The organism is Flavobacterium sp. xlx-214 (assembly GCF_013874595.1).
Lineage (GTDB): Bacteria > Bacteroidota > Bacteroidia > Flavobacteriales > Flavobacteriaceae > Flavobacterium.
On sequence record NZ_CP059431.1, the window covers coordinates 1,762,296 to 1,787,854 of the forward strand.

The following is a 25,559-nucleotide window of genomic DNA, read 5'->3' on the forward strand; positions in this document are numbered from 1 at the left end:
ATATAATTTTGCTTTTTTTAAAATTACAAAAAATATATTTGGTTCTCCTTGTTTTCTATATTAATTTTAGAATAGATATTTTGTACTAAATGGTATCTTAATGTTAAACATTTTTAAACGAGTGATTTAAAAAAGAAAACATTGTTTTAATTTTACATAAATAAATTAAGCGGTAGTAAAGGTTTTGAAGATGAAGTATATATTTTTGACCGTTTTTATTGTAATTGGAGGTGTTTTGCTATTCTTTACAGCAGTTCCAAATAATAAATTAACAAAACTAAAGAAAATGACTAGAGAGAATCAATATAAAGAAATTTATTTTGCAGGAGGATGTTTTTGGGGAACCGAACATTTTTTTAAGCAAGTAAAAGGAGTTGTTTCAACTAAAGTTGGCTATGCTAATGGCTTGGTTGATAACCCTACATATCAAATGGTTACAACAGGCACAACAGGTTTTGCTGAAACGGTAAAAGTGGTATATAATCCTGAAGTTGTATCGTTGGCTTTTTTAATTGATTTGTTTTTTAAAACAATTGATCCTACGAGTTTAAATCAACAAGGAAATGATATAGGTACACAATACAGAACGGGTATTTATTATGTTGAAAAAGAGGACGAAGCTATTATTAAAACAAAGTTGCAAAGTTTTGCAAAGTTTTATCCAAAAAGCATTGTAGTAGAAGCAATTGTACTAGAAAATTTTTATGATGCTGAAAATTACCATCAAGATTATTTAGATAAAAATCCATCAGGGTATTGCCACATCAATCCTAGTCTTTTTGAATATGCTAAAAAAGCTGTAGACTCATCAAAGGTCAATAATTAGGTGTTTTTTTGTATAAACAAGGTAGTTTTAGAAATAAGTTCTTGAATTTTAGTACTATCAATATTTTTAAAACCGTGATTCCCTTTTTTTACTTTAACAAAAGAGGTTTCTATGTTATTAGCTTCGAATACCTTTTTAAGTTTTTTTGATTGTTTAATAGGTACAACAAAATCTCTTGTTCCATGTAAAATAAGCAAAGGCGTTTTTTGGTTAGGTAATAAATTGTGTATAGGTGAATATTCTTTAGCAACAGCAATGGCTTGCTCTTTATTACTATCAATAGGGTAAGTGGTTATGGCATGAATTAATTTTTTACGAACATCATATAATTCTGGCAATACCAATTTGTATAGTGCTTTGGTAACGAAGCTGGCTTTTGTTTTTAAAACCTTGTTTAAATCGGTAGGACCAAAGTTATCTACAACATATTTTATTTTTATAGCATCGTCTTCAATGGTTTTATTTTTATTGGTATAAGTTAAAAGCAAAGCCAAATGTGCACCTGCCGACTCGCCACATAAACCAATATTATCCGTATCTAAATTATAAGTAGTTGCATTGTTTTTAATCCATTGCAAAGCATCTCTACAATCGGTTACTTGATCTGCAATATTAATTGTTTTAGTAACCAAACGATAATTTATTGTAGCAACCGCATAGCCTTTACTTCTTAAAGTATCACGCAAACTACGCATATAGTAAAGATGTTCTATATGTTTATCACCTTTTGCCCAAGCACCTCCGTGAATAAAAACTACAACTGGATTTTTTTCATAAAGCTTTTTAGTAGGTTGAAACAAATCTAACTTAACAGAATCGTTATTTGTAGCTATTTTGTAGGTTATATCATAAATATCATTATTGCCCTGGGCAAAGACAACTATATTAAACAGAAAAAGAATTGATGTAAGAAAAATAAGGCGCATAGGTAGGTAATTAAAAAAGGTTGTATTTATCAATGTAATTACAACCTTTTATTCAACTAATGTGATTACTGACGATTCAAATAAAAATAAGTTGTTCTTGTGTATTTTTCGCCATTTTCTTCAAACTCTTCAGGTCCGTATTGTACTTTCATATTTGAATTTGAAATATTGTTTATTTTAACAACTTTAGTTTCGTTATTTAATGTGAAAGTAAGTATATTACCATTAATAGAGTAAACACCTGTTTGATTAATAACCTCTGCATTAGAATCGTCTAGATTTTTTAAATAGTAGGTCATCGTTTTGTCTGCTTTAAAATTAAGAAGCATATCAGCATGTTCATGAGCTTGGTACCCTATATTTTCTGTTATTAATGTATTGTTTTGGTAAACATGAGTGTCTAATACCATAACCTTCCAGTTTCCTACAATTAATTCATTATTATTTTGAGGAACTTTATCATCATCTTTGCTACAACTGCTTAAACCTAACAAAACAGTTAAGAATAAACCTAATAAAAACATCTTTTTCATAGTCAAATCATTTTATTATTTAATTAAAAATACTAAAAAAACCACTCATTTGAGTGGTTTTTAACTTTTTTTATTTCTTTTACAAGTGAATCACTTCATCATTAGCAGCTGCAACAGCTTCCATAACAGCTTCACTCATAGTAGGGTGTGGGTGCACTGCTTTTAAAATTTCGTGACCTGTAGTTTCTAATTTACAATACCGTATTGAATGCCTGCTTTAGAAAATTGTTCTTTTAATAGGTATAATTTTTCTCCGCAATTATTATTTAAATCAATTTTTTCATTGCTTGTTCTGTAGTTATTGCATTCAAAACAAATTTCTACAAACTCAATTAATTTATTATTATCACCAAAAAATAAAATAGCATTTCTTGGCATATAACATTTTGCGCCAGAAACATATATATTATTACCTACATTAAAAATCAAATCAGTTAATTCGTTTTTTTGATTTTCGGATAATTCAACTTTTTCTTCAAAATGATCTGGATTGAATTTTGATGGCCTTTTTTTAAGGATATCAAAATAGATCTGCATTATTTGTCCTTCAACATACAGGGCTCTTTCTCCATCATAATCTTTACTTCTTTTATTTTTTGGAAGTTTGCTTTCATCTCCTTTAAATGAAGCAAAAACAATTTTGGTAGCTTTATTAAAAGGGTATTTTTGATTGCGTTGTTCAATAGAGAAATTATCAACTCTAACACATTGAGATTCTTCATCTTGAGCAGAAGTGCTAATAAACGAAATCAATAAAAAGAAAGTAATTAAAAAACGGAAAGTCATAAGTGTATTTTAAAAAGTAAACATACAAAAAAACCTCAAAAAGATTATTCTTTTAAGGTTTATGTTATAATGTAATAATATTGTTACAAGTGAATCACTTCATCGTAAGCAGCTGCAACAGCTTCCATAACCGCTTCACTCATAGTAGGGTGTGGGTGCACTGCTTTTAAAATTTCGTGACCTGTAGTTTCTAATTTACGGGCAACAACTGCTTCAGCAATCATATCGGTAACGCCAGCACCAATCATATGGCAACCTAACCATTCGCCATATTTTGCATCAAAAATTACTTTTACAAAACCGTCTGGCGTACCAGCAGCTTTTGCTTTTCCTGAAGCTGAGAACGGGAATTTACCAACTTTAATGTCGTAACCTGCTTCTTTTGCTTTTTTCTCTGTCATACCAACAGATGCAATTTCTGGAGTTGCATACGTACAACCAGGAATGTTTCCGTAATCTAAAGGCTCAACATGTAAACCTGCGATTTTTTCAACACATAAAATTCCTTCAGCCGAAGCAACGTGAGCCAAAGCCTGACCTGGAACTACATCTCCAATTGCGTAATAACCTGGAATGTTTGTTTGGTAAAAATTGTTTACTAAGATTTTGTCTCTATCAGTAGCAATACCAGTTTCTTCTAAACCAATATTTTCGATGTTTGATTTAATTCCAACTGCAGAAAGTAAAACATCAGCTTCTATGATTTCTTCTCCTTTTGCTGTTTTTACGGTAGCTTTAACTCCTTCGCCTGAAGTATCCACTTTTTCAACAGAAGAATTCGTCATGATGTTAATGCCCGATTTTTTCAAAGAACGCTCCATTTGTTTAGAGATATCTTCGTCTTCAACAGGAACAATATTTGGCATAAACTCTACAATAGTAACATCAGTTCCCATAGAGTTGTAGAAATGTGCAAACTCAACACCAATAGCGCCCGAACCAACTACAATCATTTTTTTTGGTTGTGTAGGTAACGTCATTGCTTGGCGGTAACCAATTACTTTTGTACCATCTTGCGGTAAGTTTGGTAATTCACGAGAACGAGCACCAGTAGCAATAATAATATGATCTGCAGAAATTTCGGTTACTTTACCATCTTTATCTGTTACATCTACTTTTTTGCCTGGTTTTACTTTACCAAAACCATCAATAACTTCAATTTTATTTTTCTTCATTAAGAATTGAACCCCTTTACTCATTCCATCGGCAACACCGCGAGAACGAGCAATAACAGCGTTAAAATCTTTATCTACTTCACCATTAATAGTTAAACCGTAATCAGCAGCATGTTTTAAATAATCGAAAACTTGTGCCGATTTTAACAATGCTTTTGTAGGAATACATCCCCAGTTTAAACAAATACCACCTAAATTTTCTTTTTCTACAACCGCAACTTTAAAACCTAATTGCGATGCTCTAATTGCTGTAACGTAACCTCCTGGTCCGCTACCTAAGATGATAATATCGTATTTCATAAAAATTAATTTTCTTGTATTTTTGAGTTGACTAAAATAAGCAAATATTTTGTTTGTTGAAAGTTTGCTAATGAAAACTTATGAATGGGTTATTAATAATTAAATTTTGTTAAAAACAGCTGCTTAAATTATTAATTTGCTAATTGATGGATGCACTTGCGTATTGCGATTCGTACAAACTTTTGTAAGCACCGTTTTCTTTGGCTAATAATTGATGATGGGTACCCGTTTCAACAATATTTCCTTGATCCATAACTACAATTAAATCGGCATTTACAATAGTTGCTAATCTGTGTGCAATAATAATAGATGTTTGATTTTTGGTGATGATTTCAACGGCATTTTGCAATAATTCTTCAGAATAAGTATCGATAGATGAAGTAGCCTCGTCTAAAATCAAAATACTTGGTCGACTCATATATGCACGTAAAAACGCAATTAATTGTCGTTGACCCGATGAAAGCATTACACCACGTTCTTTTACATTGTAATCGTATCCGCCGGGTAATTTTTCAATAAAATCATTAATACCAATTTTTTTCGCAGCAGCAATTACTTCTTCTTTAGTAAGTTTATCGGCATCTAAAATAATATTGTTTAAAATAGAGTCTGAAAAAAGGAAAACATCTTGTAAAACCACCGCAATTTGTCTGCGCAGACTGCTTAAAGTGAAATCGTTGATGTTCATTCCGTCAATCGTAATTTCACCTGATTCGATGTCATAAAAGCGACTCAATAAATTAATAATAGTTGATTTTCCTGCTCCCGATGAACCAACAATTGCTACTGTTTGCCCAGGTTTTATGGAAAGATTTATTTCGTTTAAAACTCGTTTTCCGTTGCTGTAACTAAAAGCTACGTTTCTAAATTCAATAGCTCCTTTAAAAACAGGCGCTGTTATTTTGCCTTCTTCTTGTATTAAATCATCGCGATCAATAATTTCAAAAACACGATCAGCAGCTACAATTCCCATTTGCATTACATTGAATTTATCAGCAATTTGACGCAACGGGTTAAAAAGCATCGAAATCATCATGGTATATCCAAATAAATCTCCCGTTGTGGTAATGTTATCGCCGTGAACAATACTAAATCCACCGTAAATAATAACGCAACCTAAGGTTACCGAAGAAACAATATCGGCAATTGGAAAGAAAATAGAGTTATACAAAATATTTTTTTGCCAAGCATCGTTGTGTTTTTGATTGATTTTTTTGAAATTTTCGTACTCAATCTTTTCTCTATTGAATAATTGTACAATTTTCATACCGGTTAAACGCTCTTGAATAAAGGTGTTTAAATTGGCAACTTGCAAACGCACTTCTTCAAAAGCTGTTTTCATGTGTTTTTGAAAAATACGTGTTGCAAATAATAAAACGGGCATGGCAATTAGTACAATAACTGTAAGTTTCCAGTTCATCCACAACATAATACCTAAAACGACCACCATTTTAAGTACATCGCCAATAATCATGAACAAACCTTGACTAAAAATGCTGGCAATGTTTTCTATATCTGATACTGTTCTTGTAATTAATCTTCCTACAGGTTCGTTATCAAAATAAGTCAGTTTAAATTTCATTATTTTGTTAAAAAGCTCTGTACGAATGTCTTTAATGATGTTTTGTCCTAACCAATTGGCTATGTAGGTAAAAAAGAATTGCGAAAACACTTCTAATAAAAGTACAACCGCCATTAATATAATGTACGTAAGTAAGCCTTTATTATCTTTAGCTTCTACATAAACATCAACTACATTTTTAACCATGTAAGGTCTTAAAGCAGCAAATATGGCCAATGTAATTACGCTAACCAAAACCCAAAACATTTTGCCTTGGTAAGGTTGCGCATAATGCATTACTTTTTTTAAGGTTGAAGTTTTAGTTGTTTTCATTAATATAAGGATATACTACTTTTGTTAAATACAAACCATGTGCGGGTACTGAAAAACCTGCTTTGCCACGATTTTTACTTTCTATAATTTTTTTAAAATCTTCTACTGATATTTTATGCAAACCTACATCAATAAGTGTACCTACTATGGCACGTACCATATTTCGTAAAAAACGGTTTGCCGAAATATGAAAAACCAATCGATCCTTTTTTTGCTCCCAAAAAGCTTCTGTAATGGTACAATTAAAAGTAAAAACATCGGTATGTGTTTTACTAAAACACTCAAAATCTTCGTATTCTAATAAAATTTTTGCTGCTTCGTTCATTCGGTTAACATCAAGTGCTTTAAAATGATAAAAGCTTAAATCTTTTAAGAAACTATTTTTAAAGGTATGTATATGGTATTCATAAGAACGAGAAGTGGCATCAAAACGGGCGTGAGCTTCATCATCTACTTTAAAAAAACGAAAAACGGTAATGTTCTCTGGCAAATACGAATTTAATTTTTTAGTCATTGCTTCAAAATTAAAATTAACATTTGTATCAAAATGTGCATACATACATTGTGCATGTACACCCGCATCTGTTCTGCCAGCGCCTACCAATTCAAAATCATCTCTAAAAAGTGTGTTTAACGCTTTGGTTAATACCTCCTGAACACTTATTGCATTAGGTTGTAGCTGCCATCCGTGATAATTTGTTCCGTTGTAAGAAAACTGAATAAAATACCTCAATTCTAAAAAATTTAATCTTACAAAGATAGTTTAATTACGGCTAATGATGGTATTAACAAAAAACTAAATATTTTTGTAAAAACATAATTTATGCGCTTTACTTATTGTATCCTTTTTTTAGTTGTTGGTTTTTTTGCCAATGCACAACAGTTTAATGATTTTTTTATTGATAAAACCCTTCGTTTGGATTATATTTTTGGAGGAAATGCCAATCAGCAGAATATTTATTTAAATGAAATGATTCAGTTAGATAAATGGCATGGACGCGTTGATAATTTGGCTGTTACACCTATACAAGGCAACGGACAAATTAAAGTATACGACGAAGCTACCAACAAACTTATTTATGTTTTGCCATTTAGTAGTTTGTTTCAAGAATGGTTAACTTTAGATCAGGCAAAATATCAGTTTAAAAGTTTTGAAAATACGTTTTTAATTCCATATCCTAAAAAATCGGTTAGGATAGATGTCTCTTTTTACAATGCAAAAAACGAAGAAAAGATTTTAGCACAACAACTGATTGATCCAACGGATGTTTTAATTCGAAAAAGCACACAAATTAGCAATCAATACGAGGTAATTCACAAAGCAAAAATTAAAAATCCTATAAAAATTGCATTAGTTGCTGAAGGATATTCAGAAAGCGATATGGATGCTTTTATGGAATATGCTCAAAAAACAAAAGAAAATCTATTTAAGCACAAAATTTTTAATAAATACCAAGATTCCTTTGAAATTGTAGCTGTTAAAACCGTTTCAAAAGAATCAGGCATAAGCATACCGTCTAAAAATATTTGGTTAAATACTGCTGTGCAATCCAATTTTGATACCTTTTATTCCAACAGATATTTAACAACGTTACATACAAAGTTGCTTCATAATCAATTAGAAAGCATTCCGTATCAACACATTATTATTTTAGCAAATACCGATTTTTATGGTGGCGGAGGTATTTTAAATTCGTACAGTTTAACTACAACCAAAAATAAGGAGTTTGCGCCTGTTGTGGTACACGAATTTGGTCATAGTTTTGCGGGTTTAGCCGATGAATATTTTTATGCGCAAGATGTTTTTGAAAATAAAGCAAGTTTAAATACAGAGCCTTGGGAGAAAAACATTACTTCTTTGGTTGATTTTTCTTCAAAATGGAAAAGTTTAGTCGATGAAAACACTGTTGTTCCTACACCAAACGAATTAAGTAAAGAGGTTAAAATTGGCGTTTTTGAAGGCTTAAAAGGCAATGGTTTATATATACCTACGCTTACTTGCCGTATGAAAATTAACAATACCGAAGATTTTTGTCCGGTTTGTAACAATGCCATTGAAGAAATGATTTTGTTTTACACACAAAAGAAAGTAAAAAAATGAAGAAAATTCTGTTGCTTTCAGACACACACAGTTATATAGATGATCGCATAGTACATTATGCAGAACAGGCAGACGAAGTTTGGCATGCGGGTGATATAGGTGATTTAAAGGTAACCGATACGTTAAAAAAAATAAAACCCTTACAGGCTGTTTATGGAAACATTGATGACGCAAAAGCAAGAACCGAATTTCCTTTAAACAATATATTTAATTGTGAGGGAATGAAAATTTGGATGACACACATTGGTGGTTACCCAGGTAAATATTCAACAAGAATAAAGGAAGGTTTTTTAGAATTTAAACCAGATATTTTTATTTGCGGACATTCGCACATATTAAAAGTGCAATTTGATAAACAATACAATTGTTTAACTATGAATCCTGGAGCTGCTGGTACACACGGGTTTCATCAAATGCGAACCATGTTGCGATTTGAAATTAATCAAGGAAAAATTCAAAATTTAGAAGTCATTGAACTTGGGAAAAGAGGATGATATTATTTGTTGAATACTCCGAAAATAATAGTAATTTTAAAATAAAAAATGGAAAAGAAAGTTTTAGATTTTTTAAAAAAATTAGAGAAAAATAATAACCGAGAATGGTTTCAAGATAATAAAACGATATTTGAAGATTCAAAACAAAGTGCTGATGTTGCTTTTCAAGAGGTTTACAAAAAGCTAAGTAGTAGTGATGAATTGAGTCCTTTAAAAATTTACCGTATTTATAGAGATGTCCGTTTTTCAACAGATAAAACACCTTATAAGAATCATTTTTCGATGTATGTTGGTAGACAACAGCCAGATAATAGAGGTGGATATTACTTGCATATTCAACCAGGCGAATCGTTTATTGGTGTCGGTTTTTTTGGACCAAATAAAGAAGATTTATTAAGGATTCGCAAAGAAATTGAACTTGACGATGAGTTGCAGCAAATACTTCAATCAAAAGAAATAAAAAAAACGTTTGGTGATTTAGTAGGCGAGGAGGTTAAAACCGCACCTAAAGGTTTTAATAAAGAGCATGAACGTATTAATCTTATTAAGAAAAAACAATTTTTACTCATTCATAAATTATCTGATGAAGATGTTTTAAGTAAAGATTTTACTGATAAAGTAGTTACTGTTTTTAAGGCTTCAAGACCTTTTGTTAATTATATAACGGATGTTTTGTTAACCAATTTAAATGGAGAAAAGATATAAAAAAAGAGGCATTTGCCTCTTTTTTTAGAATTTTCTATTTGCTGTTATTTCAGCAATTTTTACAATAACTTGTGTTGCTTTTAAAATACTTTCAACAGGCACATATTCGTATTTTCCATGGAAATTATGACCGCCAGCAAAAATATTCGGACAAGGTAAGCCCATATATGATAATTGAGAACCATCGGTACCACCACGAATTGGTTTAATGATTGGTTTAATATCCAATTCTTTCATTGCTTGTTCGGCAATATCTACAATATACATTACAGGTTCTACCTTTTCTTTCATATTGTAATATTGGTCTTTGATTTCGCATTCAACAATTTTATCGCCAAATTTTTCAGCGTATTTTTTGTTCATTTTTGAAACTAAATCACGAATTGTTTTTTTACGCTTTTTGAATTTCTTCATGTCGTGATCACGAATAATTAAATGAACCTCTGTTTCTTCAATAGATCCAGAAATATCGTTTACATGAAAAAAGCCTTCGTAACCTGTTGTTTTTTCAGGAACTTCTTTTAAAGGTAATTTAGAGATAAACTTGTTTGCCAATAGCATAGAGTTGATCATTTTTCCTTTTGCATAACCTGGGTGTACGCTTTTTCCTTTAAAAATCAATTTAACTCCAGCTGCATTAAAGTTCTCGTATTCTAACTCACCAATTTGACTTCCATCCATTGTGTATGCCCAATCAGCTCCAAATTTTTCAACATCAAATTTATGCGCGCCACGTCCAATTTCTTCATCAGGCGTAAAACCAATTCTAATTTTACCGTGTTTAATTTCGGGATGTTGAATTAAATATTCCATTGCCGAAACTATTTCACAAATACCTGCTTTATCATCAGCGCCAAGCAATGTTGTTCCGTCAGTAGTAATTAATGTTTGACCTTTGTACTGTAATAAATCATCAAAATAACTTGGAGATAATACAATATTTTGCTCTTTGTTTAGCATGATATCACCGCCATCGTAATTTTCAACAATTTGAGGCTTTACATTTGCCCCTGTGAAATCTGGAGAAGTATCAAAATGTGAAACAAAACCAATTGTTGGTACTTCATGATCTACATTACTAGGTAAAGTTGCCATTATGTAAGCATTTTCATCAATAGTAACTTCTTGTAAACCAATTTTTTTAAGTTCTTCAACTAATTTATTAGCTAAATCCCATTGCTTTTTTGTAGAAGGTGTTGTTTCTGAGTTTGGATCTGATTCAGTATCTACTGTTACATAGCTAATAAAACGATCAATAATATGCTGTTTATTTTCCATTTTTTATGTAAAAATTATATCTAACAAATTTATTAAAATCTTACAACTTTAAGAGTTAAATTTTATTCTTAAATAAGATCAATATTCAATTCTTTTAATTTAAATCCAATTAGTTTTTGAATGTTTTTTAAATCGGTTTGTTCTTCAGTGCTACAAAATGAAATAGCAATACCTTCTTTGCCTGCTCTACCAGTTCTTCCAATTCTGTGTACATACGTTTCTGCAACATTTGGTAATTCATAATTAATAACACAAGGCAATTCAGAAATATCAATACCTCTGGCAGCAATATCTGTTGCAATTAAAATTTTAATTTTATCATTTTTAAAATTTTCTAGTGCATTTTGTCTAGCGTTTTGCGATTTATTCCCATGAATTGCAACAGAATCAATACCATTCTTTTTTAAGAATTTAACCAATTTATCAGCACCATATTTTGTTCTTGTAAAAACAATGAACTTATCTTGTTCTATATTTTGTAAAATATGTAACAAAGCTTGCGGTTTTTTAGGTTTTTCTACAAAACAAACCTTTTGCTCAATAATTTCTACAGTTGAAGATACTTTATTAGCAATAACTTCTTTAGGGTTGTATAAAATACTGTTGGCAAACTTCTTAATTTCTGTAGGCATTGTTGCAGAAAAAAACAATGTTTGTCTTTTTGTTGGAATGTTTTTAAGAATTTTCTTGATATCGTTTACAAATCCCATATCCAACATTTGATCGGCTTCATCTAAAACCAAAATTTCAATTTCTCTAAGATCAATTATTTTTTGATTTGTTAAATCTATTAATCTACCAGGAGTTGCTACTAAAATTTCACATCCTTTCTTTAATTTATCAATTTGAGGAACTGCAGAAACACCACCAAAAATAGTAGCGTAAGAGCTATTTAAAAAAATACTGTACGTTTTTAAATTATCGCTAATCTGCAAAGCTAATTCTCTTGTTGGAGTTAAAACTAAGGCTCTAGGTTTTTTAGATTGCTTTTTACGAATACTTAAATTTTGAAGAATTGGTAATATAAACGCAGCCGTTTTACCTGTACCAGTTTGCGCACACCCCATAACATCATTTCCTTTTAAGATTAAAGGAATAGTTTGCTGTTGGATGGAAGTTGGAACTTTGTAATTAGCTTTTTCAATAGCTTTTAATAGCGGATCTATTAATTGTAAATCTTTGAAAGTCAAAATGTATGCTTGTTTGGTGAAATAAAAACTATTTTTTCTTACGTTTTTCGTTGCGTTTACGTTCTACGGCACGGTTTCTTGGGGCTGATTTTCTAGGTGTTCTTTTTCCTGGACCACCCAAGTTTACCTTTTTATTCTTCTCTTTTTTCTCATGAAAAGCTTCGCCACGTTCTGCATCAATCTTACGTTTATTAGTCGCTAATTTTACACGATCTTTCTCAAACTCAAGCTTTTGTTCTTCAATTTTAACGGTTTCAGGAATAGCAAGCATTGGAATTTCATAATTCATCAATTCTTCAATCTCTAATTGTGCTTCTTCTTCTTCTTTAGGAGAAATAAAACTAATTGCTTTTCCATCTTTATCAGCTCTACCCGTTCTACCAATTCTATGAATATATTGCTCCGGAATTTCAGGTAATTGCATGTTAAAGACGTGTGTAATATCTGTAATATCTAACCCGCGAGCCATAACATCTGTAGTTACCAAACCACGCAATTCACCATTTTGAAACAATTCCATGGTATTTAAACGGTAATTTTGGGTTTTATTAGAATGAATTACACCAAACTCGTTAGGAAATTCTTCTTCTAAATGTTCTAACACATAATCAGCTAAACGTTTGTTGTTTACAAAAAGTAAAACTCGTGTTGCAGTTTCATCGGTATTTAAAATTTCTTTTAAGATGTTTAACTTAGTTAAGAAATTTGGGACTGCGTAAGCACTTTGTTCTATTTTTTCAAGAGGAGTACCTGATGGAGCTAATGAAATTTCTTTGGGAAAATTAAAATAATCTTCAAGAATTTCATCCACTTCCTCTGTCATGGTTGCCGAAAATAAAATATTTTGCTTTCTTTCTTTCATCATGGAAAGAATGGCAGTTAGTTGAATGCGAAATCCTAAATTTAAAATTTCGTCAAATTCATCAATTACCAACTTTTGTAAATTATCAAATCTTAAAACATTGTCTAAAGCCAAATCCATTAACCTACCAGGTGTTGCTACTACAATATCAACGCCATCGTAAACCGACTTTTTTTGGGTATTGATATTAACTCCACCATAAATTCCTAAAACACGAATTGACATGTATTTGGTTAGTTTTTCAACTTCTTCAACAACCTGAACCACTAATTCACGCGTTGGTACTAAAATAACAACTCTAGGCGCATCGGTTTCTTGAAATTTCCATTGTTTTAAAATAGGAAGTAAATAGGCAAATGTTTTTCCGGTACCTGTTTGGGCAATTCCCATAATATCTTTACCTGAAAGAATTACGTTAAACGATTTTTCTTGTATAGGAGTTGGTTGTACAAAACCTAATTCGTCTATTGCTTTTTGTAAAGATTTAGGTAGATTGAATTGCTCAAATGTTGCCATAAAAAAATATTTTAGGCAAAGATAAGCATTCTGTAAGCAAATGAAGAGTTGCTGTTAAATGATTTTTTTAATCACACGTAATTTATGTGTATGACGACCAGAATCGATATTTAAAATACCTAAATGATCCAAACGATCAATTCTAACCTTGCCATGAGCATGTATGATGTAGTTGTTTTCCATAATAATGCCTACATGTACAATGTTGCCTTCATCGTTATCAAAAAAAGCCAAATCGCCTACTTCACTTTCTTCTATAAAACTTAAGGCTTCACCAATTCTTGCTTGTTGCGATGCATCTCTAGGAATACTATAACCATTTAAACGATACACCATTTGAGTAAAACCAGAGCAGTCTATACCAAAAGGCGTTTTACCACCCCACAAATAAGGAGCATTTAAATACAAAAAAGCAGTTTGCAATAAATTTGTTTTGGGTTGGGTACCTGTAATGGCTTTTCCTTCAAAAACTAGTTGATCTTTGTTGATTTCAGAAAGCGATAAAAAAGATAAATTGCTTCCTAATGATATTGGTAAAAGTGTATTGGTTCCAGTTACATAATCAATTAAATCGGCACAATAAAACTTTGGATTTTGTTTTATTTGATTGAATTGATCTACTGAAATTTCTGTATACTGTTTGTTGTCTATCCAACCCTCGTATTCATCGGCTGTTAACTGTATTTTTGACCATTTTTCACGCTTTTCTAAAATAGTAAAAGTTTCTCCAAAAAGAACTTGCGAAACCATTTCACTTCTGTCTGAAGGTTCAAAACGTAAGGGTACAATAGCTAAATGACAAATTGCAAACATATTCAGGTATTAAAAGTAAATGAGAAGGTGTTTTATACCTTCTCATTTATAAAAAGTAATTTATTTTGTTATATTTTTTCAATTACAATAGCAGATGCACCACCACCACCATTACAAATAGCAGCAGCACCAACTTTAGCATTGTTTTGATCTAATACATTTAATAATGTTACTACAATACGTGCACCAGAACATCCTAGAGGATGACCTAATGATACAGCACCACCATTAACGTTTACTTTTGCAGGATCAATATTTAAAATATTTGTGTTTGCAATACCTACCACAGAGAAAGCTTCGTTAAATTCAAAGAAATCAACATCGGCAATAGAAACACCTGCTTTATTTAATGCTTTAGGTAACGCTTTTGCAGGTGCAGTTGTAAACCATTTTGGCTCTTGTGCAGCATCAGCAAAACCTTTAATATAAGCTAACGGTTTTAAACCTAATTCGTTTGCTTTTTCTTCGCTCATTAAAACTACAGCAGCAGCACCATCATTAATAGTTGAAGCATTAGCAGCAGTAACAGTTCCTTCTTTAGTAAAAGCTGGATTTAAAGCTGGAATTTTGTCTAATTTTACATTAGAATATTCCTCATCTTTGGTAACCATAATAGGATCACCTTTACGTTGAGGAACAGCAACAGGAACTATTTCACTATCAAATTTACCAGCGTCCCATGCAGCAGCCGATTTTTTGTATGAATTAATAGCAAACTCGTCTTGTTGTTCTCTAGAAATATTGTATTCAGTTGCAGTAGCATCAGCGTAAACTCCCATTGCTTGGTTTTCATATGCGTCAGATAAACCATCTCTTTGCATACCATCAACAAAAGCAGTACCACCAAATTTAACACCTGTTCTTAAGTTAGCATAATGAGGAATCATACTCATGTTTTCCATACCACCAGCAACAATAATATCAGCATCGCCATTTGCAATTGCTTGCGCACCTTGCATAATAGCTTTCATTCCAGATGCACATACTTTATTAACTGTAGTACATGGTACTTCATTAGATAAACCTGCAAGTAATGCTGCTTGACGTGCAGGAGCCTGACCTGTACCAGCTTGCACTACATTACCCATTAAAACTTCTTCAACTTTATTTGGATCTAAATTGATTTTCTCTAAAGCACCTTTAATTGCCGCTGCACCTAATTTAGGAGCTGGAACAGTTGATAACGCTCCCATAAAACTACCAATTGGAGTTCTTGCTGCAGATACAATAACCACTTTTTTATTCATAAAAGATATCGTTTTGTTATACTGCGAATTTACTAAAAGAATCTATTTTTTCCAACTTAATTTTAGAATTGAAAATATTCCCTCAATATTGTTAAGAAAATATAAATTTAAAGTATGTTTTATGTTATTGATTTTTAGCGAAATGCTTATTTATGGGCATTTTTTTTCAAAAAAAGACAAGAAATATTTGCAAACTAATAAATCTCGTTATACATTTGCAACCGCTTAACCATAGGAAAATATGGTTTTGCTGGAGAGGTGCCGGAGTGGTAACGGAGCAGATTGCTAATCTGTCGACGGGTGACTGTCGCCAGGGTTCGAGTCCCTGTCTCTCCGCAAAAAAAAGATAACCTTCGGGGTGTAGCGTAGCCCGGTTATCGCGCCTGCTTTGGGAGCAGGAGGCCGCAGGTTCGAATCCTGCCACCCCGACAAAATAACTTAAATGTTAGGTTAGGCCCAATAGCTCAGCTGGATAGAGCAACTGCCTTCTAAGCAGTAGGTCTCAGGTTCGAATCCTGATTGGGTCACAAATTACCAATATAAACTTTTTAAAAGTTTAAGACTCGATAGCTCAGTTGGTAGAGCACAACACTTTTAATGTTGGGGTCCTGGGTTCGAGCCCCAGTCGGGTCACAAAGGCTAATGGCCGTGTGGAGGAATTGGTAGACTCGCCATCTTGAGGGGGTGGTGTCCATAAGACGTGTCAGTTCGAATCTGATCACGGTCACACTAAAAAAATATTGACTCGATAGCTCAGTTGGTAGAGCACAACACTTTTAATGTTGGGGTCCTGGGTTCGAGCCCCAGTCGGGTCACTTCTAGGGACAAATCTAAAAAAGATAGATTTGTCCCTTTTTTATTTACTTTCAATTCGTTTTTTTAGGAAGATAAGCGATACTGGTGTTCAATCAACCATAATTAATATAAGTGTAGACTTTAAAATCTCATACTATATCTTTTTAAATTTAGTAGAGAAATACAATATCTTTATTATAATGAAGGAGAATAAATGTAATTCTTATTAATTTAATTGATTTTAAAAATAAACAAACTTTAATGAATTTATTAAATCATCTTATTTGATGTGAAGGTTCTTAAATCTTGTAATAATAAGTCCAAGCTTTTTCTCAACTGGTTTATAAAGGAAAAGATCTATTTATTTTTTTTTTAAAACAAAACCTACCATTTGGTAGGTTTTGTTAATCGTTATCAGGTATAAATTCTAAAATATCGCCTGGCTGGCAATTAAGCTCTTTACAAATAGCTTCTAATGTAGAGAACCGTATGGCTTTGGCTTTACCTGTTTTTAATATAGAAAGGTTAACGGTGGTAATGCCAATTTTATCGGCTAACTCTTGCGATTGCATTTTGCGTTTTGCTAACATTACATCAAGGTTTACTATTATGGGCATACGCTAAATGGTTAAATCGTTTTCTTGTTTTAGTTCTACGTTTTCTTCTTTTTGTTGTTTCGCAATTTGAAATGCTTTACTTAGAATTAAAAAAAATAAACCTATAATAAAACCATTTATTGGGTATTCTAAAAAAGTATCGAATCCATTGGAAGAATTTTTAAAAAAAGTAAAACTTTTCATATCTATAATTGGCTTTAAACTATATATTAATAAATATCCAATAGCAAAGATGTACCCCATTTGTTTTAGATAAATAACAACCTTTTCATCAAATATTTTACTTTTCTTAAACTGTTTTATTACTTTATAAAAAAGTAAAAGTGCGTAAGCATTTGCAATAAAAACAATAACATAAATTAAAAGCGATATGAATAAGGGGTATGGATTGTTGGTGGTTAAAACTTCTTGTTTAAATAGTAAATAACTCGGTATTTCTGTTTCAATATTTGCTATTGTATATCCTACAATCCAAATGAGTACAGGTACCATAATGATAAAAGCAAGCAATATTATGTAAAGAATGAAGCTTAGAATGTTTAGTGTTTTCATAATTAAATGGTTAAATCGTTTTCTTGTTTTAATGTAATGTTTTCTTCTTTCTGTTGTTTAGCCAATTGAAATACTTTGCTTAAGACAATAAAGAATAAGCTGATGATTAAACCATTAAAAGGGTTTAAAAATAAATTGGTAAAACTAAAGTTAATAGGAACTGATTTTTGCAGATTTGCTTTTTCGATGATTTCAAAATATTTAAATAAACAATTAACTACAAATCCTATCAAAAAAATATAACCAATTGTTTTAAAGTTTTTAATGATGGTATTTTCAAAGAATTTCATTTCCATAAATAAATCCAAACATTTTCTAAAAAGATAAAGAGCATAAATATAACTTACAGCATAAATAAGCACCATAATTCCTATAACGATGATTAAGAAATTACTTAAAGGTGTATTTATATTGGAGCTAAACCTAGTAAGGAAATTAAATCCTAAATTAATATTAAAAGCATACAGCAAAAAGGAAATAGTTATAAAACTTGTAAGTAGAACTAAAAAGCCAAAGATGATACGTATGACAATGTTTAAAAAGGTTATTGTTCTCATAAAGATCGTTATTTGATTATTTTATATCGACAAAGATATATAAATTATCGAAAAACAATAATTAAATATGTAAAAAAAATCACTCGATAATGAGTGATTTTTAAATTATATGTGTAATTGCTTAACTTTCAAAAGATTGTAAAGAAACTAATTTAGCGTATGTTCCGTTTTTAGCAATTAGTTCGTCGTGTGTACCTTGTTCGGCAATTTCACCACGATGCATTACAACAATAACATCAGCTTTTTGTATGGTAGATAAACGGTGCGCAATAACAACCGATGTACGGTTAGCCATCATTTTTTCAAGGGCGTCTTGTACCAAACGTTCGCTTTCGGTATCTAAGGCAGATGTTGCTTCGTCTAAAACCATAATAGGCGGATTCTTTAATACAGCACGCGCAATAGAAATACGTTGTTTTTGTCCGCCTGATAATTTTCCTCCAGCATCACCAATATTCGTGTTGATTCCTTCGGGTAAATTTTGAACAAACTCGTAAGCATTGGCAATTTTTAAAGCATCTACAACTTCATCATCGGTTGCGTTTAATTTTCCAATTCTAACATTATCAGCAATACTTCCATTAAACATAATGCTATCTTGGGTAACCAAACCTAATTGATTGCGTAAAGAAAATAATTGAATGTCTTTAATATTAGTGCTATCAATTGCAATGGTGCCATTTTCTACATCGTAAAAACGCATTAATAAATTGGCAATAGTACTTTTACCAGAACCTGACTGACCAACCAATGCAACGGTTTTTCCTTTAGGAATGTCTAAGTTAAAATTCTTTAAAACATTTCGCTCTCCATCATAAGAAAAGGTAATATCTTTTAAAGAAATTTTATCATTGAAAGAGGTGATTTTAAGAGATTCATCTGTATCACGAATTACGTTTGGCGTTTCTAGAATTTCAAAAACACGTTCAGCAGCAGCAGATCCGTTCTTAACTTGATAAGATGCTTTAGAAATAGCCTTTGCAGGTGTTAAAATATTATATGCCATACCAATATAACCAATAAATGCGCCACCTGTTAACGAACCATCTTGAAGAACTAATGTTCCTCCGTAAATTAATAAAACGGCAATGGTAGCAATACCTAAGAACTCAGACATAGGCGATGCTAAGTTGTTTTTTTTACCAATTTTATTTGTAAGAATGTATAAACGATTAACCGATTCATTAAAAATCCTTTTGAAATAACCTTCTGCGTTGTAACCTTTTACTACTTTTAAACCTGATAACGTTTCTTCTACAACCGAAATCATATAACCGTTTTCTTGCTGTGCACGAGTAGATTGAGATTTTAACGATTTACCAATTTGCGAAATAATCAACCCTGAAATAGGTATGAAAATAAACACAAACAAAGTAAGTTCCCAACTTATCGAAAACATAGCAATAAGTGTTAAAATAATGGTAAGAGGTTCTTTTACAATAAGTTCTAAAACAGCAAAAAACGAATTTTGTACTTCGCTTACATCACCTAACATGCGCGCCATAACATCGCCTTTACGTTTTTCGGAATAAAATGATACAGGTAAATCAACAATTTTTGCATACATTTTTTCTCTAAAATCACGTAAAACACCCGTTTTTAGTTTCATTAAATGCTGTAATCCTAAAAATCCAAAGAGGTTCTTTAGTAAGAAAATAATAATGATAATACTAATAATGAGGTATAAAGCATATTGAGCACCTTTAACCTCGGTAAGATGATTAATATGATAGTATAAAGTATCACTTAGAAAATCTTTAAGTTCCCAAATATTTGTAAAAGTAGGTAGTTTGATAACTTTTTCTTTTTCTCCAAATAATACATTCATTACAGGAATAATCATAACCATACCCAATGTGCTAAAAAGCGCATATAGTACATTAAAAATAACATTCCAGACAATGTTTTTCTTGTAAAATAAAGCGTAAGGCAGTATTTTTTTTATATTATTGTCCATTAGTTTAATTTCATATCATTAATGATTTGGTCGATTTTTTGCTGTAAATAATCGTCTGCATCTTTAAGTTCATCAACCGATTCTATCATGGTATTGGTACTAAAATAGAATTTAATCTTTGGCTCGGTACCACTTGGACGCGCGCAGATTTTAGATCCATCTTCTAAATAGTAAATCAACACATTTGATTTTGGTAAATACAAAGGTTCTGTTTCATTTGAAAATAAATTCGTTGCCACAGCACTTTGATAATCTTCAATGAAAACAACGCGTTCACCAGCAATTTCTTTCAGCGGATTGTTACGTAATTCGGTCATCATGTTTGCAATTTCCTCAGCACCATCTTTCCCTTTTTTGGTAATCGAAATTAAATGTTCTTTGTAATAGCCGTAATCAACATATAAATTCAATAATTCTTGGTATAGTGATGAACCCGCAGCTTTTGCTATAGCCGCAATTTCGCAAACCAATAGGGTAGAAGCCACAGCATCTTTATCACGCACGGCATCGCCTACCATAAATCCAAAACTTTCTTCGCCACCGCCAATAAATTCTTGTTCAGGGAAATCTTTAATAAACTTCGCAATCCATTTAAAACCTGTTAAACCTACTTTACAATCAACATCATACGCTTCTGCCAAAGCCAACATCATAGGAGTTGATACAATGGTTGAACCAATAAATTGTTTGCGATCTTTAATTTTTCCTGCACGTTTCCATTGTTCTAACAAAAACGCTGTCATGACAATCATGGATTGATTTCCGTTTAATAAAATCATTTCGCCTTCTTTGTTACGAACCGCAACACCTAAACGATCAGAATCGGGATCGGTACCAATAACAATATCTGCATTAATTTCGTTAGCTAAATCTAAAGCCATTTGTAAAGCAGCCGGTTCTTCTGGGTTGGGTGATTTTACGGTTGGAAAATCGCCATTAGGCTCAGCTTGCTCTTTTACAATATTTACATCGGTATATCCTGCTTTTGCTAAAACCTGCGGAATGGATTTAATAGATGTTCCGTGTAAAGAAGTGTATACAATTTTTAATTGATTTTTAGCTTCTTGCGGAATATTAAAACTCGCATTTTCTACAGCCGATTGTACAAAAACTTCGTCAATTTCCGCACCGATGTACTCAATTAATGATGGATTAGAATCGAACAAAATGTCCGAATAATCCAAACTGTCAATTACTTGAATGATTTCTTTGTCTTGTGGTGGTACTAATTGTCCGCCATCTTGCCAATATACTTTGTATCCGTTGTATTCTGGTGGATTGTGAGATGCCGTTAAAACAATTCCTGCATGACATTTTAAATAACGTACCGCAAACGATAATTCTGGTGTAGGACGTAATTCTTCAAACAAAAACACTTTAATTCCATTAGCAGAAAATACATCGGCAACTACTTTTGCCAACGTATCACTGTTGTGACGGCAATCGTACGCAATAGCTACTTTAATTTCTTCGTTAGGAAACGATTTTTTTAAGTATTGCGATAAACCTTGTGTGTTTTTACCTAACGTGTATTTATTAATGCGGTTAGTACCAACGCCCATAATACCACGCATACCGCCTGTACCAAATTCTAGATTTTTGTAAAAAGCATCTTCTAATTCTTTAGGAGATGAGGATACTAAATCGGTAACTTTTTCTTGCGTTTCTGTATCAAAAGGAGCTTGTGTCCAAGCATTTGCTTTTTCTAATATATTTTTAGGAATATCCATGATATTTTTTAATTAAGAGTTAAGTTTTGAAGCAATTTTGTATCGAGCTTCGTTGTTTTTGGTTCTCAGGATGATTTCGCCCAAGAAACCAGCTAAAAATAGTTGCGTACCTAAAATCATGGCTGTTAAAGCAATGTAAAACCAAGGATTTTTAGTGACTAATAAAGCAGGTTCGCCAACCGATAATTTGTATATTTTGTAAACGCCTATAAACAAAGCGCTGCAAAATCCAATAACAAACATAAAAGCGCCCATAGCACCAAATAAATGCATAGGACGTTTGCCAAATTTTGATAAAAACCAAATGGTTATTAAATCTAGAAAGCCATTAATAAAACGACTCATGCCAAATTTTGAAGTTCCGTATTTGCGTGCTTGGTGTTGTACTACTTTTTCGCCAATTTTAGAAAATCCAGCGTTTTTTGCTAAAACAGGTATATAACGATGCATTTCGCCATAAACATCAATGTTTTTTACTACTTTATTATTGTACGCTTTTAAGCCACAATTAAAATCGTTTAGTTGAACGCCCGATGTTCTTCGCGCAGCCCAATTGAATAATTTTGAGGGTAAATTTTTGGCAAAAACGGCATCGTAACGTTTCTTTTTCCAACCCGAAACTAAATCAAACTTTTGTGATGTAATCATTTGATATAATTCAGGAATTTCATCAGGACTGTCTTGTAAATCAGCATCCATGGTAATAACAACATCACCTTGCGCCATATCAAAACCAGCGTGTAAAGCTTGCGATTTTCCGTAATTTTTCTGAAAACGAATCCCTTTTACATTGACATCAGCAACTTGTAATTTTAAAATTTCATTCCACGATTCATCCGTACTTCCATCATCAATAAAAATAACTTCATACGTAAAATTATTTTCACGCATTACTTTTTCAATCCAAGTGTGTAACTCAGGTAATGATTCAGCCTCGTTTAATAAAGGAATTAAAATCGATAGATTCATTAGGTTGTTTTTGGAGTTGAAAATTCTGATTTATTTCTAAAAGTTAAAGATATTAATAAGCCAGCAATTGATGCGCCTAATAAACTTTGAGCCAATGAGAAAATTAATGAACTAAAAGAAAAGTTATCATCTGGATTATTGCGAATAAATTCCATTTGTTTTTCTAATTCTTCCTTTGGTAAGCTTAATTCTTTTGCTATGTTTTGAGCCATTTCAATCATAATTTTATTGTTAGCTTCTTTAGCAGCAGGATCAACAAAATTAAACAATACAAATTGCAACAGCATATTGGTAACAAAACCAATAATTATCATGATGAAAAAAGCAGAAAAACCTTCTTTAAAAGTTATAAAATTGCCTAATCGTTTTTTAGTAATCCATACACAAGAAATAGCCAATACTAAAACAACAATCATGTTTACAATACCAAAATAAGGTTTAGCAAAAAGGGTATAATCAGCAAAAAAAACAATAACGTTTGCAAGTAAATAGTAAAAGGCTAGAATAAGACCAAAAGATATTCCTGTTTTTTTACTTATAGGGTTCATATAAATTAGTATTTTGATAAAATCTTACAAATATACAAAATTAGCTTTTAGAAAAATTTGATATTAGCTTTTAAAAAAACGAAAGATATGTTTGATATTTAAAAATATGTAGTAAATTTGCAATCTGAAAATAAACAATTTTTACAAACAAAAAGCTATTGGTTTGTTTATACCTTTTAGAAATATAAAAGCATCAGAGCAAAAAATAGCCATTTAATTTAAAACAGATTTATCATGAAAAAAGGTATTCACCCAGAAAATTACAGATTAGTAGCGTTTAAAGATATGTCTAACGAAGACGTATTCATCACAAAATCAACAGTTGAAACAAAAGAAACAATTGAAGTTGATGGAGTAGAGTACCCAGTTTATAAAATGGAGATTTCTCGTACATCTCACCCATTCTATACAGGTAAATCTAAATTAATTGATACTGCAGGACGTATCGATAAATTCAAAACTAAATACGCTAAATTCAAAAAATAGTTTTTGGAGTTTTAAAATAGAAAAAAGCCTCACAATTTGTGAGGCTTTTTTTATTGTAATTTGTAAATTTCATCGTATGTAATATAATTGTCTCTAGAAATAGTGTACAAAGGCTCACCAGATTCTAAAGAAATAATAGCCACTTTGGTATTATCTACAACCGGAAACAAAATTTGATACGTTCTACCATCATCTAACTTAATACCGTAAGATTTAACTCCGTTTGAAATTTTTACAGCATTCTGAGAATAATTATACGTTGTTAATTTACCTGCGGTATCTTTAACATCAAACTTATTCTTATCAAAGGTTATGTCAAATTTATTACCTTGATTATCTGTAGCTTTCCACGTACCTAAATACATATCAGAACCACTGCAACCTACCAATATAAATGTGGTAATTACACTAAAAAGAAATACTAACTTTTTCATTTTTTCTTTTAAAGATATTATTTTTTAAATTAAGAATACAATTTTCAATCAAACTTTGTACCTTTAAATCTTTAACATAAACTACAAAATGAATTATATTTTATACGATGGTACTGTTCGTAATGCTTTGTTACCATTTACATTTACACGACCTGTTGCTGATATTCGTGTTGGAATTTTAACAATACGTGAGAAATGGGAAAAGTATTTAGGAGTTACCACCACTACTGTAACAGAGGAATATTTGTCTGAAAAGTATCCTATGGTTGAAATGGAGGAAAACGTAATGATTAATGCATCATTTTGTCCTAATGAAGTGTTGGTTGAAATGATTAGTTTTTTACAACCTAAACAAGCTATTGTTAAAAACGATGAAATTATTGCTTTTTTTGCAACAGATGATCAAGATGAGATTGATTTTGATGATTATGAATTGATTGCGATTGATGAAGATTGCTTACAAATACAATATTCTTGGGATATTTTTCAAAAAAATGATCAGGCTATTCGAGAAGATTTTGAATTACTTACTCAAGATCGTAGATCGCAGTCTATTCCTAATACAGTTCAAGTACTTGGAGCAGAAAATATTTTTATTGAAGAAGGTGCTGTATTGAATTTTTGTACCTTAAATGCAACTACAGGTCCTATTTATATAGGAAAAGATAGTGAAATTATGGAAGGTTCTGTAATTAGAGGTCCTTTTGCTTTGTGTGATCATGCGCAAGTAAAATTGGCAACAAAAATTTACGGAGCTACAACAGTTGGACCTCATTGTAGAGTGGGTGGCGAAATAAATAATTCTGTTTTGTTTGCTTATTCTAACAAAGGACATGATGGTTTTTTAGGAAATGCAGTTTTAGGTGAATGGTGTAATATTGGAGCCGATTCTAACAATTCTAACTTGAAAAATAATTACGAAGCAGTTAAATTGTGGGATTATGAAACAGAACGATTTGTAAATACTGGTTTACAATTTTGCGGGTTAATGATGGGCGATCATAGTAAATGTGGAATTAATACCATGTTTAATACAGGTACAGTTGTTGGAGTTTCGGCTAATATTTTTGGAGCAGGTTTTCCACGTAATTACATTGCAAATTTTACTTGGGGTGGTGCACAAGGCACACAAGCCTATTTACCTAAAAAAGCGTTTGAAACTGCAAAAATTGTAATGAGTCGTAGAAATATTGAATTTTCTGAGTTAGATGAAGATATTTTAACGCACGTTTTTAATGAAACAAAAGAATGGCAATAAATAAAAGCAA

General features: G+C 31.5%; 25 protein-coding genes and 6 tRNA genes. 12 read left to right on the top strand and 19 right to left on the bottom strand.

The window, feature by feature from the left end; translation table 11 throughout:
* Nucleotides 1-190 precede the first annotated feature (190 nt).
* The gene (gene msrA / locus H1R17_RS08295; protein WP_163432373.1) at nt 191-826 is read left to right on the top strand and encodes a peptide-methionine (S)-S-oxide reductase MsrA; all 636 of its coding nucleotides are present in this window, start codon (nt 191-193) and stop codon (nt 824-826) included.
* Here the strand turns inward: msrA and H1R17_RS08300 are convergent.
* From H1R17_RS08300 to truA, 6 genes are all read right to left on the bottom strand, one after another.
* Nucleotides 823-1,752, bottom strand: coding sequence for an alpha/beta hydrolase (locus tag H1R17_RS08300; protein WP_163432372.1), 930 nt, complete (start codon nt 1,750-1,752; stop codon nt 823-825). The genes msrA and H1R17_RS08300 overlap by 4 nt on opposite strands.
* 65 nt (nt 1,753-1,817) lie before the next feature.
* The gene (locus tag H1R17_RS08305; protein WP_163432371.1) at nt 1,818-2,285 is read right to left on the bottom strand and encodes a DUF5004 domain-containing protein; all 468 of its coding nucleotides are present in this window, start codon (nt 2,283-2,285) and stop codon (nt 1,818-1,820) included.
* Between the two features lie 186 nt (nt 2,286-2,471).
* The gene (locus H1R17_RS08310) at nt 2,472-3,071 is read right to left on the bottom strand and encodes a hypothetical protein (protein WP_163432370.1); all 600 of its coding nucleotides are present in this window, start codon (nt 3,069-3,071) and stop codon (nt 2,472-2,474) included.
* 83 nt (nt 3,072-3,154) lie between these two features.
* The gene (gene lpdA, locus H1R17_RS08315) at nt 3,155-4,546 is read right to left on the bottom strand and encodes a dihydrolipoyl dehydrogenase (protein WP_163432369.1); all 1,392 of its coding nucleotides are present in this window, start codon (nt 4,544-4,546) and stop codon (nt 3,155-3,157) included.
* Between the two features lie 139 nt (nt 4,547-4,685).
* On the bottom strand, nt 4,686-6,440 hold the full coding sequence (locus H1R17_RS08320; protein ID WP_163432368.1) for an ABC transporter ATP-binding protein: 1,755 nt from the start codon (nt 6,438-6,440) through the stop codon (nt 4,686-4,688).
* Nucleotides 6,427-7,173 carry a tRNA pseudouridine(38-40) synthase TruA gene (truA, locus tag H1R17_RS08325; protein ID WP_163432367.1) on the bottom strand — a complete coding sequence of 249 codons (747 nt, stop codon included), beginning with the start codon at nt 7,171-7,173 and terminating at the stop codon, nt 6,427-6,429. Before truA ends, H1R17_RS08320 begins: the two co-directional genes overlap by 14 nt.
* A 90-nt stretch (nt 7,174-7,263) precedes the next feature.
* On the opposite strand from truA, the gene H1R17_RS08330 reads away from it, so the two are divergent.
* From H1R17_RS08330 to H1R17_RS08340, 3 genes are read left to right on the top strand one after another with little or no spacing between them, the layout of a single operon-like run.
* Nucleotides 7,264-8,541, top strand: a complete 1,278-nt coding sequence (locus H1R17_RS08330; protein ID WP_163432366.1) for a M64 family metallopeptidase — start codon at nt 7,264-7,266, stop codon at nt 8,539-8,541.
* A complete protein-coding gene (locus H1R17_RS08335) occupies nt 8,538-9,035 on the top strand; it encodes a metallophosphoesterase (protein ID WP_163432365.1) in 498 nt (165 codons plus the stop codon). Before H1R17_RS08330 ends, H1R17_RS08335 begins: the two co-directional genes overlap by 4 nt.
* Before the next feature lie 48 nt (nt 9,036-9,083).
* A complete protein-coding gene (locus H1R17_RS08340; protein ID WP_163432364.1) occupies nt 9,084-9,740 on the top strand; it encodes a DUF2461 domain-containing protein in 657 nt (218 codons plus the stop codon).
* Nucleotides 9,741-9,764: 24 nt separating this feature from the next.
* On the opposite strand, the gene pepT is transcribed toward H1R17_RS08340, so the two are convergent.
* The 5 genes from pepT to H1R17_RS08365 all read right to left on the bottom strand — a co-directional run bounded on the left by pepT (nt 9,765) and on the right by H1R17_RS08365 (nt 15,646).
* On the bottom strand, nt 9,765-11,018 hold the full coding sequence (gene pepT, locus H1R17_RS08345; RefSeq protein WP_163432363.1) for a peptidase T: 1,254 nt from the start codon (nt 11,016-11,018) through the stop codon (nt 9,765-9,767).
* A 68-nt stretch (nt 11,019-11,086) separates the two neighbouring features.
* On the bottom strand, nt 11,087-12,208 hold the full coding sequence (locus tag H1R17_RS08350; protein WP_163432362.1) for a DEAD/DEAH box helicase: 1,122 nt from the start codon (nt 12,206-12,208) through the stop codon (nt 11,087-11,089).
* A 28-nt stretch (nt 12,209-12,236) separates the two neighbouring features.
* Nucleotides 12,237-13,586, bottom strand: coding sequence for a DEAD/DEAH box helicase (locus H1R17_RS08355; RefSeq protein WP_163432361.1), 1,350 nt, complete (start codon nt 13,584-13,586; stop codon nt 12,237-12,239).
* Between the two features lie 54 nt (nt 13,587-13,640).
* Complete coding sequence (locus tag H1R17_RS08360; RefSeq protein WP_163432360.1) at nt 13,641-14,399, bottom strand: C40 family peptidase; 759 nt, start codon at nt 14,397-14,399, stop codon at nt 13,641-13,643.
* Between the two features lie 68 nt (nt 14,400-14,467).
* Nucleotides 14,468-15,646 carry a thiolase family protein gene (locus H1R17_RS08365; RefSeq protein WP_163432359.1) on the bottom strand — a complete coding sequence of 393 codons (1,179 nt, stop codon included), beginning with the start codon at nt 15,644-15,646 and terminating at the stop codon, nt 14,468-14,470.
* A 252-nt stretch (nt 15,647-15,898) separates the two neighbouring features.
* Between H1R17_RS08365 and H1R17_RS08370 the strand changes: the two genes are divergently transcribed.
* The 6 genes from H1R17_RS08370 (at nt 15,899) to H1R17_RS08395 (ending at nt 16,461) form a co-directional block, all read left to right on the top strand.
* Nucleotides 15,899-15,982 (top strand) — tRNA-Ser (locus H1R17_RS08370).
* Nucleotides 15,983-16,000: 18 nt separating this feature from the next.
* A tRNA-Pro gene (locus H1R17_RS08375) sits at nt 16,001-16,075 on the top strand.
* Nucleotides 16,076-16,099: 24 nt separating this feature from the next.
* Nucleotides 16,100-16,173 (top strand) — tRNA-Arg (locus tag H1R17_RS08380).
* A gap of 33 nt (nt 16,174-16,206) precedes the next feature.
* Nucleotides 16,207-16,279, top strand: a tRNA-Lys gene (locus H1R17_RS08385).
* Between the two features lie 11 nt (nt 16,280-16,290).
* A tRNA-Leu gene (locus H1R17_RS08390) sits at nt 16,291-16,373 on the top strand.
* Between the two features lie 15 nt (nt 16,374-16,388).
* Nucleotides 16,389-16,461: transfer RNA gene (locus H1R17_RS08395), tRNA-Lys, on the top strand.
* A 384-nt stretch (nt 16,462-16,845) separates the two neighbouring features.
* On the opposite strand, the gene H1R17_RS08400 is transcribed toward H1R17_RS08395, so the two are convergent.
* The 7 genes from H1R17_RS08400 to H1R17_RS08430 form a co-directional block, all read right to left on the bottom strand.
* On the bottom strand, nt 16,846-17,058 hold the full coding sequence (locus H1R17_RS08400; protein WP_163432358.1) for a helix-turn-helix transcriptional regulator: 213 nt from the start codon (nt 17,056-17,058) through the stop codon (nt 16,846-16,848).
* Nucleotides 17,059-17,061: 3 nt separating this feature from the next.
* Complete coding sequence (locus H1R17_RS08405; RefSeq protein ID WP_163432357.1) at nt 17,062-17,610, bottom strand: DUF2975 domain-containing protein; 549 nt, start codon at nt 17,608-17,610, stop codon at nt 17,062-17,064.
* A gap of 2 nt (nt 17,611-17,612) precedes the next feature.
* Nucleotides 17,613-18,167, bottom strand: a complete 555-nt coding sequence (locus H1R17_RS08410; protein ID WP_163432356.1) for a DUF2975 domain-containing protein — start codon at nt 18,165-18,167, stop codon at nt 17,613-17,615.
* A gap of 121 nt (nt 18,168-18,288) precedes the next feature.
* A complete protein-coding gene (locus tag H1R17_RS08415) occupies nt 18,289-20,124 on the bottom strand; it encodes an ABC transporter ATP-binding protein (protein WP_163432355.1) in 1,836 nt (611 codons plus the stop codon).
* Nucleotides 20,124-21,854 carry a phospho-sugar mutase gene (locus tag H1R17_RS08420; RefSeq protein ID WP_163432354.1) on the bottom strand — a complete coding sequence of 577 codons (1,731 nt, stop codon included), beginning with the start codon at nt 21,852-21,854 and terminating at the stop codon, nt 20,124-20,126. The genes H1R17_RS08415 and H1R17_RS08420 overlap by 1 nt, the downstream gene beginning before the upstream one ends.
* A gap of 12 nt (nt 21,855-21,866) precedes the next feature.
* Entirely contained in the window at nt 21,867-22,823 is a 957-nt protein-coding gene (locus tag H1R17_RS08425) for a glycosyltransferase family 2 protein (RefSeq protein ID WP_163432353.1), read from the bottom strand.
* Nucleotides 22,823-23,371, bottom strand: coding sequence for a DUF4199 domain-containing protein (locus H1R17_RS08430; protein WP_163432352.1), 549 nt, complete (start codon nt 23,369-23,371; stop codon nt 22,823-22,825). The genes H1R17_RS08425 and H1R17_RS08430 overlap by 1 nt, the downstream gene beginning before the upstream one ends.
* A 234-nt stretch (nt 23,372-23,605) precedes the next feature.
* Here H1R17_RS08430 and H1R17_RS08435 point away from each other — a divergent pair, with 234 nt between their 5' ends.
* Entirely contained in the window at nt 23,606-23,857 is a 252-nt protein-coding gene (locus H1R17_RS08435; protein ID WP_163432351.1) for a type B 50S ribosomal protein L31, read from the top strand.
* 50 nt (nt 23,858-23,907) lie between these two features.
* Here the strand turns inward: H1R17_RS08435 and H1R17_RS08440 are convergent, their stop codons facing one another.
* Nucleotides 23,908-24,291 (bottom strand): hypothetical protein, encoded by a 384-nt coding sequence (locus H1R17_RS08440; RefSeq protein WP_163432350.1) that lies wholly within the window; start codon nt 24,289-24,291, stop codon nt 23,908-23,910.
* 88 nt (nt 24,292-24,379) lie between these two features.
* Between H1R17_RS08440 and H1R17_RS08445 the strand changes: the two genes are divergently transcribed.
* Nucleotides 24,380-25,549: a GlmU family protein gene (locus H1R17_RS08445; protein ID WP_163432349.1), complete on the top strand. Its 1,170-nt coding sequence runs from the start codon at nt 24,380-24,382 to the stop codon at nt 25,547-25,549.
* Nucleotides 25,550-25,559 lie beyond the last annotated feature (10 nt).

Bases quoted from the DNA above. Each gene is read 5' to 3' on its own strand.
- H1R17_RS08400 (WP_163432358.1), bottom strand. From the start codon at position 17,058: ATGCCCATAATAGTAAACCTTGATGTAATGTTAGCAAAACGCAAAATG.
- H1R17_RS08340 (WP_163432364.1), top strand. From the start codon at position 9,084: ATGGAAAAGAAAGTTTTAGATTTTTTAAAAAAATTAGAGAAAAATAAT.
- H1R17_RS08440 (WP_163432350.1), bottom strand. From the start codon at position 24,291: ATGAAAAAGTTAGTATTTCTTTTTAGTGTAATTACCACATTTATATTG.
- H1R17_RS08430 (WP_163432352.1), bottom strand. From the start codon at position 23,371: ATGAACCCTATAAGTAAAAAAACAGGAATATCTTTTGGTCTTATTCTA.
- H1R17_RS08405 (WP_163432357.1), bottom strand. From the start codon at position 17,610: ATGAAAACACTAAACATTCTAAGCTTCATTCTTTACATAATATTGCTT.
- H1R17_RS08305 (WP_163432371.1), bottom strand. From the start codon at position 2,285: ATGAAAAAGATGTTTTTATTAGGTTTATTCTTAACTGTTTTGTTAGGT.
- pepT (WP_163432363.1), bottom strand. From the start codon at position 11,018: ATGGAAAATAAACAGCATATTATTGATCGTTTTATTAGCTATGTAACA.
- H1R17_RS08310 (WP_163432370.1), bottom strand. From the start codon at position 3,071: ATGACTTTCCGTTTTTTAATTACTTTCTTTTTATTGATTTCGTTTATT.
- H1R17_RS08425 (WP_163432353.1), bottom strand. From the start codon at position 22,823: ATGAATCTATCGATTTTAATTCCTTTATTAAACGAGGCTGAATCATTA.
- H1R17_RS08415 (WP_163432355.1), bottom strand. From the start codon at position 20,124: ATGGACAATAATATAAAAAAAATACTGCCTTACGCTTTATTTTACAAG.
- H1R17_RS08320 (WP_163432368.1), bottom strand. From the start codon at position 6,440: ATGAAAACAACTAAAACTTCAACCTTAAAAAAAGTAATGCATTATGCG.
- lpdA (WP_163432369.1), bottom strand. From the start codon at position 4,546: ATGAAATACGATATTATCATCTTAGGTAGCGGACCAGGAGGTTACGTT.
- H1R17_RS08365 (WP_163432359.1), bottom strand. From the start codon at position 15,646: ATGAATAAAAAAGTGGTTATTGTATCTGCAGCAAGAACTCCAATTGGT.
- H1R17_RS08435 (WP_163432351.1), top strand. From the start codon at position 23,606: ATGAAAAAAGGTATTCACCCAGAAAATTACAGATTAGTAGCGTTTAAA.
- H1R17_RS08335 (WP_163432365.1), top strand. From the start codon at position 8,538: ATGAAGAAAATTCTGTTGCTTTCAGACACACACAGTTATATAGATGAT.
- H1R17_RS08355 (WP_163432361.1), bottom strand. From the start codon at position 13,586: ATGGCAACATTTGAGCAATTCAATCTACCTAAATCTTTACAAAAAGCA.
- H1R17_RS08410 (WP_163432356.1), bottom strand. From the start codon at position 18,167: ATGAGAACAATAACCTTTTTAAACATTGTCATACGTATCATCTTTGGC.
- H1R17_RS08360 (WP_163432360.1), bottom strand. From the start codon at position 14,399: ATGTTTGCAATTTGTCATTTAGCTATTGTACCCTTACGTTTTGAACCT.
- H1R17_RS08445 (WP_163432349.1), top strand. From the start codon at position 24,380: ATGAATTATATTTTATACGATGGTACTGTTCGTAATGCTTTGTTACCA.
- H1R17_RS08300 (WP_163432372.1), bottom strand. From the start codon at position 1,752: ATGCGCCTTATTTTTCTTACATCAATTCTTTTTCTGTTTAATATAGTT.
- H1R17_RS08420 (WP_163432354.1), bottom strand. From the start codon at position 21,854: ATGGATATTCCTAAAAATATATTAGAAAAAGCAAATGCTTGGACACAA.
- msrA (WP_163432373.1), top strand. From the start codon at position 191: ATGAAGTATATATTTTTGACCGTTTTTATTGTAATTGGAGGTGTTTTG.
- H1R17_RS08330 (WP_163432366.1), top strand. From the start codon at position 7,264: ATGCGCTTTACTTATTGTATCCTTTTTTTAGTTGTTGGTTTTTTTGCC.